12 protein-coding genes are annotated in these 16,329 nt (G+C 72.8%); 9 read left to right on the top strand and 3 right to left on the bottom strand.

Annotation, left to right across the window (positions count from 1 at the left end):
- Positions 1–587 precede the first annotated feature (587 nt).
- The 4 genes from SMA5143A_RS43870 (at position 588) to sucD (ending at position 6,410) form a co-directional block, all read left to right on the top strand.
- Entirely contained in the window at positions 588–1,286 is a 699-nt protein-coding gene (locus tag SMA5143A_RS43870; RefSeq protein WP_258193548.1) for a hypothetical protein, read from the top strand.
- A gap of 263 nt (positions 1,287–1,549) precedes the next feature.
- A complete protein-coding gene (locus tag SMA5143A_RS15825; RefSeq protein ID WP_181361871.1) occupies positions 1,550–3,799 on the top strand; it encodes a hypothetical protein in 2,250 nt (749 codons plus the stop codon).
- Between the two features lie 528 nt (positions 3,800–4,327).
- Entirely contained in the window at positions 4,328–5,506 is a 1,179-nt protein-coding gene (gene sucC / locus SMA5143A_RS15820) for an ADP-forming succinate--CoA ligase subunit beta (protein WP_107463547.1), read from the top strand.
- Between the two features lie 19 nt (positions 5,507–5,525).
- Positions 5,526–6,410, top strand: a complete 885-nt coding sequence (gene sucD / locus SMA5143A_RS15815) for a succinate--CoA ligase subunit alpha (protein WP_055523184.1) — start codon at positions 5,526–5,528, stop codon at positions 6,408–6,410.
- Positions 6,411–6,535: 125 nt separating this feature from the next.
- Here sucD and SMA5143A_RS15810 read toward each other — a convergent pair whose 3' ends face one another.
- Positions 6,536–7,555: an RNA polymerase sigma factor gene (locus SMA5143A_RS15810; protein WP_258193547.1), complete on the bottom strand. Its 1,020-nt coding sequence runs from the start codon at positions 7,553–7,555 to the stop codon at positions 6,536–6,538.
- A 276-nt stretch (positions 7,556–7,831) separates the two neighbouring features.
- Between SMA5143A_RS15810 and SMA5143A_RS15805 the strand changes: the two genes are divergently transcribed.
- Entirely contained in the window at positions 7,832–9,670 is a 1,839-nt protein-coding gene (locus SMA5143A_RS15805; protein WP_375136492.1) for a cell division protein PerM, read from the top strand.
- Between the two features lie 38 nt (positions 9,671–9,708).
- Here the strand turns inward: SMA5143A_RS15805 and SMA5143A_RS15800 are convergent, their stop codons facing one another.
- Entirely contained in the window at positions 9,709–10,557 is an 849-nt protein-coding gene (locus tag SMA5143A_RS15800; RefSeq protein WP_107463546.1) for a hypothetical protein, read from the bottom strand.
- Positions 10,558–11,019: 462 nt separating this feature from the next.
- Between SMA5143A_RS15800 and purN the strand changes: the two genes are divergently transcribed.
- Both purN and purH read left to right on the top strand, forming a co-directional pair.
- Complete coding sequence (gene purN / locus SMA5143A_RS15795) at positions 11,020–11,649, top strand: phosphoribosylglycinamide formyltransferase (protein WP_055521971.1); 630 nt, start codon at positions 11,020–11,022, stop codon at positions 11,647–11,649.
- A complete protein-coding gene (gene purH, locus SMA5143A_RS15790; RefSeq protein WP_099969625.1) occupies positions 11,646–13,229 on the top strand; it encodes a bifunctional phosphoribosylaminoimidazolecarboxamide formyltransferase/IMP cyclohydrolase in 1,584 nt (527 codons plus the stop codon). The genes purN and purH overlap by 4 nt, the downstream gene beginning before the upstream one ends.
- 209 nt (positions 13,230–13,438) lie before the next feature.
- On the opposite strand, the gene SMA5143A_RS15785 is transcribed toward purH, so the two are convergent.
- Positions 13,439–14,020, bottom strand: a complete 582-nt coding sequence (locus SMA5143A_RS15785; RefSeq protein WP_107463545.1) for a hypothetical protein — start codon at positions 14,018–14,020, stop codon at positions 13,439–13,441.
- 535 nt (positions 14,021–14,555) lie between these two features.
- Between SMA5143A_RS15785 and SMA5143A_RS15780 the strand changes: the two genes are divergently transcribed.
- Together SMA5143A_RS15780 and SMA5143A_RS15775 are read left to right on the top strand one after the other, a co-directional pair.
- A complete protein-coding gene (locus SMA5143A_RS15780) occupies positions 14,556–15,410 on the top strand; it encodes a bifunctional methylenetetrahydrofolate dehydrogenase/methenyltetrahydrofolate cyclohydrolase (protein WP_055521975.1) in 855 nt (284 codons plus the stop codon).
- Between the two features lie 262 nt (positions 15,411–15,672).
- Positions 15,673–16,188 (top strand): DUF3017 domain-containing protein, encoded by a 516-nt coding sequence (locus SMA5143A_RS15775; RefSeq protein WP_107463562.1) that lies wholly within the window; start codon positions 15,673–15,675, stop codon positions 16,186–16,188.
- Positions 16,189–16,329 lie beyond the last annotated feature (141 nt).

Below are 16,329 nucleotides of genomic sequence, written 5' to 3'. Positions count from 1 at the left end.
AAGATCTTCATCAGCCTTCTAGGCGAGGAACCGTGCAGGGGAGGTAGAAAAGCGGACATGACAGTGCATCGGTGACGTGGGGCTTGCGTGGCGACGGGCGGTGCGTGCGAGGATCGGAAGCGCTTCACAGCCTTCACACGGGTGTTCGCATCTCCACCCCGTACTCCGTAGTACCGCCGCACGGGAGGAACCTCCCCGTCTTGACTTCAGCAGCCGCACTTCCCGGTGCCGGTGCCGTCCCGCGCGTGTTGCGCGGAGCCACCGGGCGCCGTGCGGTGCGGCTGCTGCTCGTGGTGGGTGGACTGTTCGTTCTCGGGATTCTCTGCGGGGGCCGCGCGAACGCGGCGGAAGGGACGACGACTTCGGCTGCGGTCGGCACGAGTGCGCTTGCTTCGCGATCTGCGGACACCGGTCCTGTCGAGACCACCGGCGTGGTCGATGACGTGGTGACGTCGTCGGGTGGGCAGAACGTCGAGACGGTGACCCCGGATGCGGAACGGCCGGTCGTGCGGGAAGCCGTGCGGCCGGTCGTGCGGGAAGTCGCGCGGGAAGTGGTGCGGCCGGTTAAGGGAGTTGCGGTGCGGCCCGTGGCGGAGCACGTCGTGCGGCCGGTCGGCCGGGACGTCGCGCATCCGGATCCGGTCGTTGACGAGGTACTGCGGCCCGTCACTGAGGACGTGGTGCGGCCGGTCGGGGATGTCGTGGGTGCCGTGGCCGGAGGGCTGGGCGACGCGGCGTCGTTCCCGCGGGAGGCTCAGATGCCGTCGTGGCCCGAGGGCTCCGGATGGCCGGGGGTTCCTGAGTGGCCGGACGCACCCGAGTGGCCGGATGTGCCTGAGCTGCCCGAGTTGCCTGGCGTGCCCGCGTTGCCGGGGAAGACGTTGCCCGTCGAGGTGACGCCTCGGGAGCCGGGCGCGATGCGGCCCGAGGAGGCCGGCCAAGATGTGGACGGCGGCCGTGAGCGGCACGTCGGTCCAGTTCGTGCCGTGCACGGACCGTTCGTCGGGGACGGTGACGTGGCCGCCGTGGCGGCGCCCCACCGTGACGCGGGGGCCGGGGAGGCGCGTGCCGGGCGGACGGTCGAGCCGCGGGCCCCCGGCGGTGTACCCACGGGTGCCCTCGGCGGGCACTCCGCGGTCGACAACGGCGGGCCGCGTCACGCCGAGCCCCACGCCGTCACTTCTCTTCACCGGGCGCCGCTGAGTCTCGCGCCCGGCGCCACCGCGGCCGATGTCGCGGACGGGACCCGGGAGCGGCACCGGGACATCCCCGAGTTCCCCGGGTAGGGCAGGCCGCCGTTCTCCCCCGCCGCACTCGTTGAGCGGGGGCGTGACAGCTCCGCCCTCCGTCCGGAACGTCCCTCCCTTTCGCGGAGGCCCGGACGAAACCCCACGGAACCAGTACCGCGGCCCCGTCACAGCGACGGAGGCGACGACGCCGGGTGCTCGGCCGCCGGTCCCCCTCACGGGACCGCAACGAAAGCGGCGGCACCGGTCGCGGTTCCCCTCCGGTTCCCACGACTCGGAATCCTGAAGGAACTGACGTACGCATGAACAAGAACATCCGCCGTTCCATCGTCATAGCCGCCGGTGTCACCGGCGCGTGGGCGCTCGGCTCCACCGCCGCCGGCGCGGACGAACTGCACACGTCGGCGGTCACCGTGCCCGACGTGAACGTGGACGCCGCCGACACGAACGCCGCCGAGACGGACGCCGCCGACACGAACGCCGCCGACAGCAACGCCGGCGGCACGGTCGCGGACACTCTGGGCACGGTCACCGGCACGGTGAACGGCGCCCTTGCCGGGGTCACCGCCGTCTCGGACGTCACCTCGTCCGACGAGGTCAGCGGTGTGACCGGGACGGTCGCCGACACCACGGCCGGGGTCAAGTCCCAGGCAGGCGACGTGGAAGGGGCCGTCACCGGCTACATCTCCGCGCGGGCGGAGAGGACCGCCGACGTCGCGCCCGTTGCGCCTGTCGGGGCCGCAGACCAGGCGCGCCGCTACGTCGACGGCGACGTCCCGCACACCGTGGGCAAGGCCTCGGGCCGCGTCGCGGCAACCACCGCGACGACGGACCTCGGCGTCGACACCGTTCGGGCGACCGCCGCCGACCTCCACCACCCCGGTGACGAGATCGACTACCTCTTCGGCCCGCTGGCCGCATTCGCCCCCGAACTGGAGCAGGCGCTCGCCGCCGCTCAGACCCGGCTCCACGGCAGCACCGGCAACGTCGCCCGGGGCACGGCGCGGCAGAAGGTGGTTGCCGTGACCACCGGCGCGGACCGCACGGCGGCCGCCGCCCGCACCACGGCCCACGGCACGGCCGACTGCGCCCGGACCCGCCTCACGACGCCGATCGGCCACGCCCGGGCACAGGCCACCGCCACCACGAACGCCGCCCAGTCCGCGGTCACCGCGGTCCCGGCCCACATCACGGGCAGGGTCGGGGGCATCCGCACGACGGCGGTCGGCACGGTCGCGAGTGCCCGTGTCACTGCCACCGGAACCGCCGAACGTGTCCCCGCAGCCGTCACCCACACGGTCACCCCGGTAGTCGACGAGACGGCCACCGCCGTCACGCCCCCGGTCGTCGGCACCGCTGTCGACGGTGCGACCCCGGTGGCGGGCCGCGCCGCCGACGACGTCACGGCGCTGACCGGCACGACCACCGCCCACGCCACCGCCGTGGCACAGGGAACCCTCGCCGGTACCGGCGCACTCGCCGGCCAGGCGTTGGCCGGTGCCCACGGGCTCGGGCACGGGGTCGCGGGTGACGTCTCCGTGCTCGCCGGGCAGGTCGTGGCCGACGTACCGCCGTACGCGTCGGATGTCGCCGCGTACGCCGTCGACGGCACGACCGACGCGGCGCTTCCGCCGGTCGCGGGCACCGCCGTGGACGGGGCGCTGCCCGTCGCCGGGCAGGCGGTCCGGGACGCGGGCGGGGTGGCGTACGGGGTCGCCGGGGACGTGACGCCGTTCGCGGAGGGTGCCGTCGGCGGGGCGGCTCCGCTGGCGACGGGCCTGGCCGGGGAGCGGATCGCACCCTTCGCGGAGCAGGTGGTCGCGCACGGCACAGCCGCCTTCGTGAAGGGGCGGGTCATCGATGGCGCCGCGGTCTTCGCCGGGCGGCTGGTCACCGAGGACGCGGCGCCGTTCGCGGGTCGGTCGGTCGCGGAGGAGGCCAGGCCGTTCGTGGACGGCACGGCCGGTGCCGCGCATCCGTTCGCCGAGGACACGGCCGGCTCCGTGCAGCGTTTCGTCGAGGGCGCGGCCGGCTCCGCGCAGCGTTTCGCGGAGGGCACGGTCGGTGCCGTACAGCCCGTCGTGGACGTGGCCGTCGGCTACGTCCACCCCGTGGCCGACGGTGCCGCCGGGAGCGCGACCGGCCTGGCCGACGGTGTGGCAGGCGACGCCGCGCCCCTCACGTACGGCGTCGCGCATGACGCCACTCCCGTCGCGTACGGCGTCGCGCACGACGTCGTCCCCCTCGCCCACGGCGTAGCGCACGACGTCATCCCCTTCGCGGACGGGGTCACGGGCGACGTGACGCCCTTCGCCCACGGGGTGACCGACGGCGTCACGCCCCTCGCGTACGGCGTGGTGGAGGACGTCACTCCCTTCGCGCACGGTGTCGCGGGCGAGGTGGGGCCGGTCGCCGGGCAGGTCGCCCCGTTCGCCGAGGGCCTCACCGGGACCGTCCGGGCGACCGGCACACCGCTCGTCGGCAACGCCGTCACCGGCGTCGAGGCCCTCGCCGACTCGACCGCGCCGGGCTACCTCCCGCGCGGACGGTGACCGTGCCCCGTGCATCGTGCCGCTCGGCCGGTGCGCGGGAGGGCCGGGTGAACGCGTCCGGCCCGTAGCGCTGGTCCAGCGCTGCTCCAGTGCTGCTCTCCGTCGGTGGAGACCCGGACGGCCGAAAGCCGTCGGTCGGGTTCGGGTGGATGCCGGCGGAGAGGGGCGGGTGGTCCTCATTGGGGAGACGATCACCCGCCACGGGCCCTTCCCCGAGTCGAGGAAGGGCCCGGAAAGGGGCCTCACCGGGCGCACCCCAGCCCGGTGAGGCCCCGCAATCCGGCGCACATGCGGCTCACATTCGGCACGCCGTGCCAGTGAGCACGGCATCATGTGACAGGTATCACCGCTCAGGTGTGACGCGCGATTTAGAGGGCTCCCGGAAGCAGCGATAACCTGCGAGACGGACATGCCGCGCGCTCGGACACCGTGTGCGCCTCCCTAGTGACTCTCGGCGGACGTCACGTTGCCCTTCGCGGCACGCCCACGCATCCAACGAACCGCGATCACTGATAGGGACGGAAGCGCGTGGACCTGTTCGAGTACCAGGCGAGGGACCTCTTCGCCAAGCACGGTGTACCGGTGCTGGCCGGTGAAGTCATCGACACGCCTGAGGCGGCGCGCGAGATCACCGAGCGGCTGGGCGGCAAGTCTGTCGTCAAGGCTCAGGTGAAGGTCGGTGGTCGAGGCAAGGCCGGCGGCGTGAAGCTCGCCGCCACCCCGGACGAGGCCGTGGCCCGTTCGACGGACATTCTCGGCATGGACATCAAGGGCCACACGGTCCACAAGGTCATGATCGCCGAGACCGCTCCGGAGATCGTCGAGGAGTACTACGTCTCCTTCCTCCTCGACCGCACCAACCGCACCTTCCTCTCCATCGCCTCCGTCGAGGGCGGCATGGAGATCGAGGAGGTGGCGGCCACCCGCCCCGAGGCCGTCGCCAAGACCCCGATCGACGCCAACGAGGGCGTGACCCCCGAGGTCGCCCGCCGGATCGTCGCGGACGCGAAGTTCCCGGCCGAGGTCGCCGACAAGGTCGCCGACATCCTCGTCACCCTGTGGAAGACCTTCGTCGCCGAGGACGCGCTCCTCGTCGAGGTCAACCCGCTGGCGAAGGTCGCCTCCGGCGATGTCATCGCCCTTGACGGGAAGGTCTCCCTGGACGAGAACGCCGAGTTCCGTCAGCCCTCGCACGAGGAGCTCCAGGACAAGGCGTCGGCCAACCCGCTGGAGGCCGCCGCCAAGGAGAAGGGCCTCAACTACGTCAAGCTCGACGGCGAGGTCGGCATCATCGGCAACGGCGCGGGTCTCGTCATGAGCACCCTGGACGTCGTCGCGTACGCCGGTGAGAACCACGGTGGCGTCAAGCCCGCCAACTTCCTCGACATCGGCGGTGGCGCCTCCGCCGCCGTCATGGCGAACGGCCTGGAGATCATCCTCGGCGACCCGGACGTCAAGTCCGTCTTCGTCAACGTCTTCGGCGGCATCACCGCGTGCGACGAGGTCGCCAACGGCATCGTGCAGGCGCTGCAGCTCCTGAAGGACAAGGGCGAGGAAGTCACCAAGCCCCTCGTCGTCCGTCTCGACGGCAACAACGCCGAGCTGGGTCGCAAGATCCTCTCCGACGCCAACCACCCGCTGGTCCAGCGCGTGGACACCATGGACGGCGCGGCCGACAAGGCCGCCGAGCTCGCGGCTGCGAAGTAAGGGACGAGGACACACAGCCATGGCTATCTTCCTCAACAAGGACAGCAAGGTCATCGTCCAGGGCATGACCGGTGCCACGGGCATGAAGCACACCAAGCTCATGCTGGCCGACGGCACGAACATCGTCGGTGGCGTGAACCCCCGCAAGGCGGGCACGACCGTCGACGTCGACGGCACGGAGATCCCGGTCTTCGGCACCGTCGCCGAGGCGATCGAGAAGACGGGCGCGAACGTATCCGTCCTCTTCGTGCCGCCGGCCTTCGCCAAGGCCGCCGTCGTCGAGGCCATCGACGCGGAGATCCCCCTCGCGGTCGTCATCACCGAGGGCATCGCGGTGCACGACTCCGCCGCGTTCTACGCGTACGCGGTCGAGAAGGGCAACAAGACCCGCATCATCGGTCCCAACTGCCCCGGTCTGATCACCCCCGGTCAGTCGAACGCCGGCATCATCCCCGGTGACATCACCAAGCCGGGCCGCATCGGTCTTGTCTCGAAGTCCGGCACGCTGACGTACCAGATGATGTACGAACTCCGTGACATCGGCTTCTCGTCGGCCGTCGGTATCGGTGGCGACCCGGTCATCGGCACCACGCACATCGACGCGCTCGCCGCGTTCGAGGCCGACCCCGACACCGACCTCATCGTGATGATCGGTGAGATCGGTGGCGACGCCGAGGAGCGTGCCGCCGACTTCATCAAGGCGAACGTGAAGAAGCCGGTCGTCGGCTACGTCGCGGGCTTCACCGCGCCCGAGGGCAAGACCATGGGCCACGCCGGCGCCATCGTCTCCGGTTCCTCCGGTACGGCCGCCGCGAAGAAGGAGGCCCTCGAGGCCGCCGGTGTCAAGGTCGGCAAGACCCCGACCGAGACGGCGAAGCTGGCGCGCGAGATCCTCGGCGGCTGAACGCCGAGTGCTGAGGGCTGAGTGCTGAGTGCTGAGCACTCGCTCCGGCTGAACGTCGAGCGGGCCCGTACCCCTGCGTGGGGTACGGGCCCGTCGCGTTGTCCATGACCGACTCGGGGCCGGCCTCACCTGGCTTCCGGGTGCAGGCGTCCGGGCCCCGCGGCCATCGCCGCTCTGAGCTTGGACCGCAGCTTGAGCTGTTTGTGGGAGAGGGGGCCGGGCACCGCCTGCGGAGGGACGCCGCTCACCGGGGCGCCCGGGGGGACCGGCGGTTCGTAGCGGTCGGGGGCCGTGCGGAGGGTCAGGGCGGTGGTGGTGAGGAGCACGCTGGCGAAGACGACGGCGGCGTGGATCCAGCGCCGGGCCCGCAGGTCGGCCCTGGTGCGCAGGACGATCGGCCGCGTGGGCCGGGGCCGGACGTCCGCCGCCAGTTCGGTCAGCAGCCGGTGCAGGTCGTCCGGCGTGGCTGGTTCCGGGAGGCACGCGGTGACGACCGCGCGCGCGTACCGCACACGCCCCGCCGTCGCCGGGGTGCTGGCCTCCGACTCGGCGGCCGTTTCCGGCAGGTCCAGGCCCACACCGTCGTAGAGGACGAGGGCGCGGCGGTACGGGGGCCGCAGGTTCTGGAGTCCGGCGAGCAGGGCGCGCCCGGTCGGATCCGCCGACTTCGACGCCGATGCGGGTGCCGGTCCCGGCTCCCGGCCGCGGAAGGGGACGGGGAGGCGGTGACGCAGTCGGTGCCAGGGCGAGAGGGCGCAGTCGTGGGCCACCGCCCGCACCCACCCGGCCGGGTCCGGGTCCACGGCCACCTCCGGCCACCGCTGCCAAGCCTGCTGGAAGGCCCGCTCGACCGCGTCGCGCGCCTGCCGAAGGCTCCCGGTGAGCAGATATGTCTGCTGTACGAGGGTGGGGGCGCAGTACGAGTAGAGGGCGTCGAAGGCCTGTGCGGGCGTCAGCGGCGGGGGCGCGAGCGCCGGATCGGCGGCGGCCTCGGCGTCTGTGGAGAGCGGCTGCTGATACCACTCGACCTCACCGGTGGAGTCGGCGTCACACCCGGCCTCACCCGCGGCGCCGACGGCACATGTGGCTTCGGCCTCGGCGGCGGGCCCGGCCTCGGCATCGGTGGGCGCCTGCGTCTCGGTCACCGGTGGCACTCGCGTGGTGCGGAACCCTGCTGGAAACCCTGCCGGGCCGGGCTCCCCGGCCTCCGCCGCTGGGGGAGACCCGTACCGCGCACGAGAAAGCACATAACCACATAGTGGGCGACACGTGCGCAAATCCCCTGTTACCCGGGTAAAGCGCGTGTCGTTGGGAGCATGGCGGACGTGACGCACGTGACCGACCCGAACGACCCGTCCACCGCATCGAACCATCCCTCCCCGCACGGCCGGTCGGCACCGCCCCCGCCCTCCCCGGCCGACCTGCCGCCGCTGTCCGCGCTGTCGTCGTCGCTCGGCCGGACGCGCCGCCGGTCGTCCGAACTGGTCACCGGGATGCTGGGCGGAATCCTCGCGGCGGGGCTCGGTCTCGGGGCGTTCGTGGCGCTGGTGATGGTGCTGTGGATCAGTTCGCCGTACCCGGACAGCGGGCCCGGTGGGGCCCTGCACGTGGCGGCGGCCCTGTGGCTGCTGTCCCACGGTGTGGAACTGATCCGGACGGACACGCTCTCCGGCGACCCCGCCCCCGTCGGTCTCGTCCCACTCCTGCTGCTCGGCCTGCCGCTGGTCCTGCTGCACCGCTCGGCCCGCGACCACGCGGGGGACGGTCGCGGCGCCGACGTGCGGGCGACCTGGGCCGGGCTCGTCACGGGCTACACGGCCGTCGGCGGCGCGGCCACGCTGTACGCGTCGGGTGGTGTGCTGCGGCCCTCGTGGTGGTGGGCGGTGATGTGCGTACCGGCCGTGGCGGCGCTCGCGGCGGGCACAGGGGTGTGGGCGGCATGCGGGCGCCCCCGGCTGCCCCTGCCCGCGCCCCTCGGGGCCGCGCTGGAGCCGGAAGGCCGACGGCAGGTACTGACCGCCGCGGGGAGGGCCGCCGGGGCGGGGGCGCTGGCGCTGGTCGGGGGTGGGGCGCTGCTGGTCGCGGTTTCCCTGGTGGGGCACGGTGACGCGGTTCGCGGGTCGTTCCCGCAGCTCGCCGAGGGGTGGTCGGGTCGTTTCGCCGTACTGATGCTCTGTGCGGCCCTGCTGCCGAACGCGGCGGTGTGGGCGGCGGCCTATGCGCTGGGGCCCGGGTTCGTCCTGAGCTCCGGGTACGTCGTGGCGCCCCTGTCGGTGACGGCGCCGGCGCCGGCCGCTCCGCTGCCGCCGTTCCCGTTGCTGGCGGCGGTGCCGACGGGGGGCGGTACGGCGCTGACCTGGGCGGTGGGGGTGGTGCCGCTGGCCGCAGGGGTGACCGTGGGGTGGTTCACGGGGGCGCGGGCCGCGGCCGAACGGGGCGCTCCGTGGTCCATGCGCCGTACCGCGGCCGCCGCCCTCGTCGCCGCCGCCCTGTGTGCCGTCGCCGTAGCGCTGCTGACCATTCTCGCGAGCGGCCCCCTCGGAGTGGCCGCGCTCAGCCACTTCGGCCCCCTGTGGTGGCAGACCGGCGGAGCGGCCGGCGCCTGGGTGGCCACCGCCGCCCTGCCCGTCGCCCTCTCGTCACGCTGGTGGCGCGCCCGCGCACACGGGAAGCCCTCGGGCGCGTACCGGGGCGCGGGCCCGGTCATCACGACCGTGCGGCGGTCCTCGGCGGAAGGTCGCGCGGGTGAGCGGACCGCGACGAGAGGTGGCCTGTTCCGCCGCAAGGAGGCACGAGCGGAGCGGACGCGGCCGATGAGGAAACCGGGCGGGCTGGACCGGAGGCGAGGAACCGTGGTCGTGGGGCCGGGTTCGTCGAGGCCAGCCGTGTTTCCGCGTGCGTTGGAGGAGGCGCTGGATGCGGCGGCACCGCGTGAGCGCTTCGCGGACCTGCCGCTGGCCGCCCTTGTCTCCACGGCCGAAGGCCACGCGGACCGCCCGCTCCACGAAGGGGGTGCCGGGGACCGTACCGAGGCGGCGGATCACCCGGACCGGTCTCTCACGGACGCCCCTGAGGCCGGGCAACCGCGTTCGAAGCCAAGCCGCTCCTCGCGTCCGGGCCGACGTCGGCTCCGAGCCGGGGCGCTGCCGTTGCCCTCGTGGTTCTCCAGGCCGAGGCGGAGGCCGGTGGCGGCGCAGCCCCACACTCCCCTCGGCCCCGGCGAGCCGACGAGGGCGAAGGCACCCGACCAGGCCTCTTGAGCCCCGCCCTCACCGCCGTTCGCCCCCGCTGTCGCCGCCTACTGCGCGCTGCCCAGCATGTCCCGTACCGGACCCTCCGGGAGGAGTTCCTTGCAGGACTTCTCGGAGGCTGTGGTGAGGGAGTCGTTCACGCAGGTGTAGTAGTCCCGGTACACGAACTGGGTCGTGAACGTGGCGATCACGACGGTCAGGGCGAGCGAGGCCGTCACGAGGCCGCTGATGGCCGCCGTCCGCTGGGGGCGGCCGCTCACCTCGGGGCGGGCCGGCGCGTCGGGGTCCGGCGTCCGCGGCTTGGCGCGCAACGCGCTGATCGCCCAGTACAGGGCCAGCGAGCCGAGCAGCAGGGCCACGTACGGCCAGGCGAAGAGGGCGAAGAAGAAGGCCCACATCCCGGAGAGCAGCGCGTACCGCGCGCGACGCTGGGCGGGGTCGGTCGGGTCCCAGCGCATTCCGGCGCCCGGACCGCCCTCCTGGCCCTGCCCCGGACCGCCGGGACCGCCCTGGCCCTGGCCACCGGGACGTTCACCGAAATGCCCACCGGTGGAGCGGCCGGGCTGCCGGTCGCTCCACTGACTGCCCCACGGCGAGTGACCACCCCCGCCATGACCGCCGTCGGAACCCTGGCCGCCCGCGGGTCGCCGAGGCTGCCACGGCCGATCGGGCGCGCCCTCCGGAGGCGGCGCGAACGGATTGTCCTCGGAGGAACCGGAGGAACCGGAAGAACCGGAAGAACCGGAAGAACCCGAGGAACCGGAGGAACCACCGGACCCGGACGACCCCGGCTGCCCGGGACGCTCGGCGGCGTCCTCGCTCTCGCGCGGAGGCGTGGGAGAGGAGCTCCGCTCGCGCAGCAGGAGCGAAGGAAGGCGGAGGCTGCGGTCCGGCATCAGGAGTGCGTCTTCCCCTTGGTGATACGACGGCGATACGGCGGTGATACGGCGGCGGTGGACACAGTGGTGAACTGGTCAGTGTCGACGGCGTCGACGGCGTCGGCTGAACACGGTGCTTGAGCGTGCCGGGTCCGGCGGTGGATTCGGCTGGTACGGCGTGAGCTGTCACTTCGTGAACGCCCCGCACACCGGCCGCGTTCCCGACCGCCTTCCCGGGCCCGCTCCCGGCAGACGCTACCTTCCGGCCACGCCCCCGTCCCACGGGGGCCGCCGGGTGTGCCGGTATCGTTGCTGACGGTCGGCCGGTTCGTAGACTTCCCCGTATCGGGGGATGTAACGCATTCGTATGAATGTACAAGTACGGGTCCGGTGGGCCGGATCGCTCCGCACGACCGTGGAGCGGCCCCCAGGAACCCGTGCGCACCCGCACGGGACCAGAACCGCAGAAAGGGTCCCACCGTGGCCGCCAAGCCCGTGGCCAAGCGCCTCGTCGTGCTGGTATCCGGATCCGGCACCAACCTCCAGGCGCTGCTCGACGCCATCGCGGCGACCGGCGTCGAGGCCTACGGCGCCGAGATCGTGGCCGTCGGGGCCGACCGCGGCGGCATCGAAGGGCTCGCCCGGGCCGAGCGCGCCGGACTGCCGACGTTCGTCTGCCGCGTCAAGGACCACGGCACCCGCGAGGAGTGGGACGCGGCGCTCGCCGAGGCCGTCGCCGCGTACGAGCCGGATCTGGTCGTCTCCGCCGGGTTCATGAAGATCGTGGGCAAGGAGTTCCTCGCCCGGTTCGGCGGGCGGTTCGTCAATACGCACCCCGCCCTCCTGCCCAGTTTTCCCGGAGCCCACGGTGTGCGTGACGCGCTCGCGTACGGCGCCAAGGTCACCGGCTGCACCGTCCACTTCGTCGACGACGGCGTCGACACCGGGCCGATCATCGCGCAGGGCGTGGTGGAGGTCCGGGACGAGGACGACGAGAGCGCTCTGCACGAGCGCATCAAGGAAGTCGAGCGAAGGCTGCTCGTCGATGTCGTGGGGCGGCTCGCCCGCAACGGCTATCGCATTGAGGGACGAAAGGTAGTTATCCAGTGACCGCCGACAGCACTGTCACGGCCGAGAGCGGCAAGCGGGCCATCCGTCGCGCGCTCGTCAGCGTCTACGACAAGACCGGGCTCGAGGAGCTCGCCCGTGGCCTGCACGAGGCGGGCGTGGAGCTCGTCTCCACCGGGTCGACCGCCGGGCGCATCGCCGGCGCCGGCGTCCCCGTCACCAAGGTCGAGGAGCTGACCGGTTTCCCCGAGTGCCTCGACGGCCGGGTCAAGACGCTGCACCCCAAGGTGCACGCGGGCATCCTCGCCGACCTCCGCCTGGAGGACCACCGGCGCCAGCTCGCCGAGCTGGGCGTGGAGCCGTTCGACCTGGTCGTCGTGAACCTGTACCCGTTCCGTGAGACCGTCGCCTCCGGCGCCACCCCGGACGAGTGCGTGGAGCAGATCGACATCGGCGGCCCGTCGATGGTGCGCGCCGCCGCCAAGAACCACCCGTCGGTCGCGGTGGTCACCAGCCCCGCCCGGTACGCGGACGTCCTGACGGCCGTCAAGGACGGCGGCTTCGACCTCGCCGCCCGCAAGCGGCTGGCCGCCGAGGCCTTCCGGCACACCGCCGAGTACGACATCGCCGTCTCCTCCTGGTTCGCCTCGGCCTACGCGCCCGCCGACGACTCGCCGTTCCCCGAGTTCATCGCCGCCGCCCTGGAGCGCAAGAGCACCCTGCGCTACGGCGAGAACCCGCACCAGCCCGCGGCCCTCTACGTCGACGGCACGGGCAGTGGCCTCGCCGAGGCCGAGCAGCTGCACGGCAAGGAGATGTCGTACAACAACTACACGGACACGGACGCCGCCCGCCGTGCCGCGTACGACCACGACGAGCCCTGCGTCGCGATCATCAAGCACGCCAACCCCTGCGGCATCGCGATCGGCGCGGACGTCGCCGAGGCGCACCGCAAGGCACACGCCTGTGACCCGCTGTCCGCGTTCGGCGGGGTCATCGCCGTCAACCGGCCGGTGAGCAAGGAGATGGCCGAGCAGGTCGCCGAAATCTTCACCGAGGTCATCGTCGCGCCCGACTACGAGGAGGGCGCCCTCGACGCCCTCGCCAAGAAGAAGAACATCCGTGTGCTGAAGGCCCCGGCCGCGCCCTCCCACCCCGCCGAGGTCAAGCCGATCGACGGCGGTGCCCTCCTCCAGGTGACGGACCGGCTCCAGGCCGACGGCGACGACCCGGCCAACTGGACGCTCGCGACCGGCGAGGCCCTCTCGGCCGAGGAACTGGCCGAGCTGGCCTTCGCGTGGCGGGCCTGCCGCGCGGTCAAGTCCAACGCGATCCTCCTCGCCAAGGACGGCGCCTCGGTCGGCGTCGGCATGGGCCAGGTCAACCGTGTGGACTCCGCGAAGCTCGCCGTCGAGCGGGCCGGCGCCGAGCGGGCGCAGGGCTCGTACGCCGCCTCCGACGCCTTCTTCCCGTTCCCGGACGGGCTGGAGATCCTCACCGAGGCCGGCGTCAAGGCCGTCGTCCAGCCGGGCGGCTCGGTCCGCGACGAACTGGTCGTCGAGGCCGCGCAGAAGGCGGGCGTCACCATGTACTTCACGGGGACGCGGCACTTCTTCCACTGACACGGCCACAGCCACAGCCACAGCCACTGTCCGCCGGACGGCGGAGCAGTAGGGGGCGCGCCGCTCGACGCGGCGCGCCCCCGCGCGTTCCCGGACCTCGACGCGGCTGGGGGAGCACGGCCGTCGAGCCCTGTTCGGCGGTGTCCGCGGACCAACGCCGAAGGGCCGTACCCCTGGGACGGGGTACGGCCCTTCGTGGGCTCGGCGGCTCAGTAGCGCGGGCGGTTGAACCACGCCTTGCCGTTGGCGTTGCCGGCGAAGACGGCTATCAGGATGCCCAGCACCAGGTGGACCAGGCCGATCAGGAAGAACGGGTAGATGCTCAGGACGGCGGTGATGATGCCGAAGACCAGCGCGGCGACGCGTACGCCGTTGCCGCCGCTCTTGAACTTCACCGCGAGCATGATCGCGTAGACGAGCCAGCCCACGGCGAACACGGCGATCGCCCACATCATGCCGACCGGGACGTTGCCGAGCGCGTCCTGCAGCGCCGGGTCCTCGGCGCTGTCGCTCGCCGCGCTGATGGCCACCGCGCCGATCGCGTACAGCAGCACGCCGATCACCTGGAGACCGGCGATGACCCAGAGCATCACGCGGGCCGCGCCGACCGTGCTGGGCATGGTCGTGGGCGCGCCGCCCGGGTACCCGCCGCCGTACCCCTGCGAGACCGGCGGGGCGGTCGGGTAGCCGTAACCGGGCTGCTGGGGCTGGTTCTGCTGCGGGTAGCCATAGCCCTGGGACGGCTGCTGCTGGGGCTGGCCGTAGGGGTTGTTCGGGTCACCGAAGCTCATGGCGGGTCTCCTCCGTTGCCTTGTGCGGGGACGCGCGGCACGGGTCGGAGGAATGCCCTGCTCTGTTGTGGTCACGCCCCCCGGCAGTGCCCGCGGCACTGTGGCCCAATCGTTTTATACGCCCGCTCGGATGTCCAGCCGGATTCCGGGGACGTTGTGCAAGTGCAACACATCCGATCTTGTCGGACGGGGGGTGGCGGGGTGGCCGGGGCACGGCGGGACGCCCTCGTCGAGGGCTCCCGCAGGGGCGTGTGCGAGCCCTCCGCGAACCCCTAGCGAACCCCTCGCGAACGCCGGCGCTTCGTCGGCTGACGACCGACGACCGACGACCGCCGGACCGCCCAGCGGACCGCCCAGCGGATCGATCAGTCGACCGGGCGGCTGACCTGGCTACAGACCGGGCGGATGACCCGGCTACAGACCGGCGGCTGACCAGGCGGCGGATCGGCGGCTGACGAGGCGGCGGACCGGCCGCGGGTGTCCGATGGGCGGCCGGATTGGAACCGGGGGGCCGTCATCCGCGAAGATTGGGCCCATGACCGCCCAGATTCTCGATGGCAAGGCCACCGCAGCCGCGATCAAGTCCGATCTGACCGCCCGCGTGGCGGCGCTGAAGGAGAAGGGCGTCACGCCCGGCCTCGGCACGATCCTCGTCGGGGAAGACCCCGGCAGCCAGAAGTACGTCGCCGGCAAGCACCGCGACTGCGCGCAGGTCGGCATCGCCTCCATCCAGCGCGAACTGCCCGCGACCGCCACCCAGGAAGAGATCGAGGCGGTGGTACGGGAACTCAACGAGGACCCCGCCTGCACCGGCTACATCGTCCAGCTTCCCCTTCCCCGGGGCATCGACGAGAACCGCATCCTCGAACTGATGGACCCCGACAAGGACGCCGACGGCCTTCACCCGATGAACCTCGGGCGCCTCGTCCTGAACGAGCCCGCCCCGCTGCCCTGCACCCCGAACGGCATCCTCACCCTGCTGCGCCACTACGGCGTGGAGATCAAGGGCGCCGAGGTCGTGGTCGTCGGCCGCGGCGTGACCATCGGTCGCCCGATGCCGCTGCTGCTGACCCGGCGCAGCGAGAACGCGACGGTCACGCAGTGCCACACCGGCACGCGTGATCTGGCCGCCCACCTCAAGCGCGCCGACATCATCGTCGCCGCCGCCGGCTCCGCGCATCTGGTCCGCCCCGAGGACGTGAAGCCGGGCGCCGCCGTGCTCGACGTGGGTGTCTCCCGCTCCGCCGAGGGCAAGATCGTCGGCGATGTGCACCCCGGCGTCGCCGAGGTCGCGGGCTGGATCTCCCCCAACCCCGGCGGCGTGGGCCCCATGACCCGGGCCCAGCTGCTCGTCAACGTGGTCGAGGCGGCGGAGCGCAGTGCCGGCTGACGACAAGGCGCCGGGGAAGGCCGAGGTCCGGGGAACACCCTGGGCATCGGCGGAGCCGAGCACGCCACGGACACCGACCGGGTCGGGGACAGCGGGTGCGTCGAGCGCGCCGGGCACGCCGGACGCACCGGGTACGTCGGAGAAGCCGACCGGATCGGCGACACCGGGCGAGCCGCAGGCGCCGGCCAGGTCGAGTGCGCCGGCCAGGTCGAGTGCGTCGGACGGGGCCGCCGTGGCGTCGGGTGGGGCGGAGAGGGTGGAGATGTCGGGGCGTGTGAGGGAGACGGAGCAGCGTGGGACGGCGGTGACGGGTGGCGCGCCGGACGAGATCGAGGTGCGGGATCCCATCAGCGCGCCCGACGCCGACGGCAAGCCCGTCCGGGTCACCCGGCGCTTCCCGATGTTCACCCGGGACACCGCCCGGCCCGAGGGCGGCGGCCGGGCCGCCCCCCGGGACGCGCCCGCGCCCGCCCGGCAGTGGCCGATCCTCGCCGTGCTCTGCACCGTGGGCCTCGGCCTGCTGCTCACCGCGTTCGACGCGTTCCGGCTCGGCACGATCCTGATCGGCTCCGCGCTGCTGGCGGGGGCGCTGTTGCGCTGGCTGGTCCCGGACGTCGGCATGCTCGCCGTCCGCTCCCGCTTCACCGACATGGTCACGTACATCGCGCTGGGCTCCGCCATCGTGCTCCTCGCGCTGATGGCGCAGCCGAAGCCGCTGCTGGAGATCCCCTTCCTCAAGGACACCCTGCACTTCACCGTCGGCGACGAGACCGGCTGACCGGACGCGCGACGGCGGCCCGTCCCCTCCCCCGAGTCAGGACGGACCGCCGTCGCGATCCACCCTCGTGCACGGCGAACGCCCCGTTCAACAGCAGCCGACCCGCTGTGGCACGGAAGTGACAATTCCGCCGAGGTGTCC

This window comes from Streptomyces sp. MA5143a, assembly GCF_900290235.1.
Taxonomy (GTDB): Bacteria; Actinomycetota; Actinomycetes; order Streptomycetales; family Streptomycetaceae; genus Streptomyces.
The sequence above is the reverse complement of the archived record's forward strand: the minus strand, read 5'-3'. Positions and strand labels throughout refer to the sequence as shown.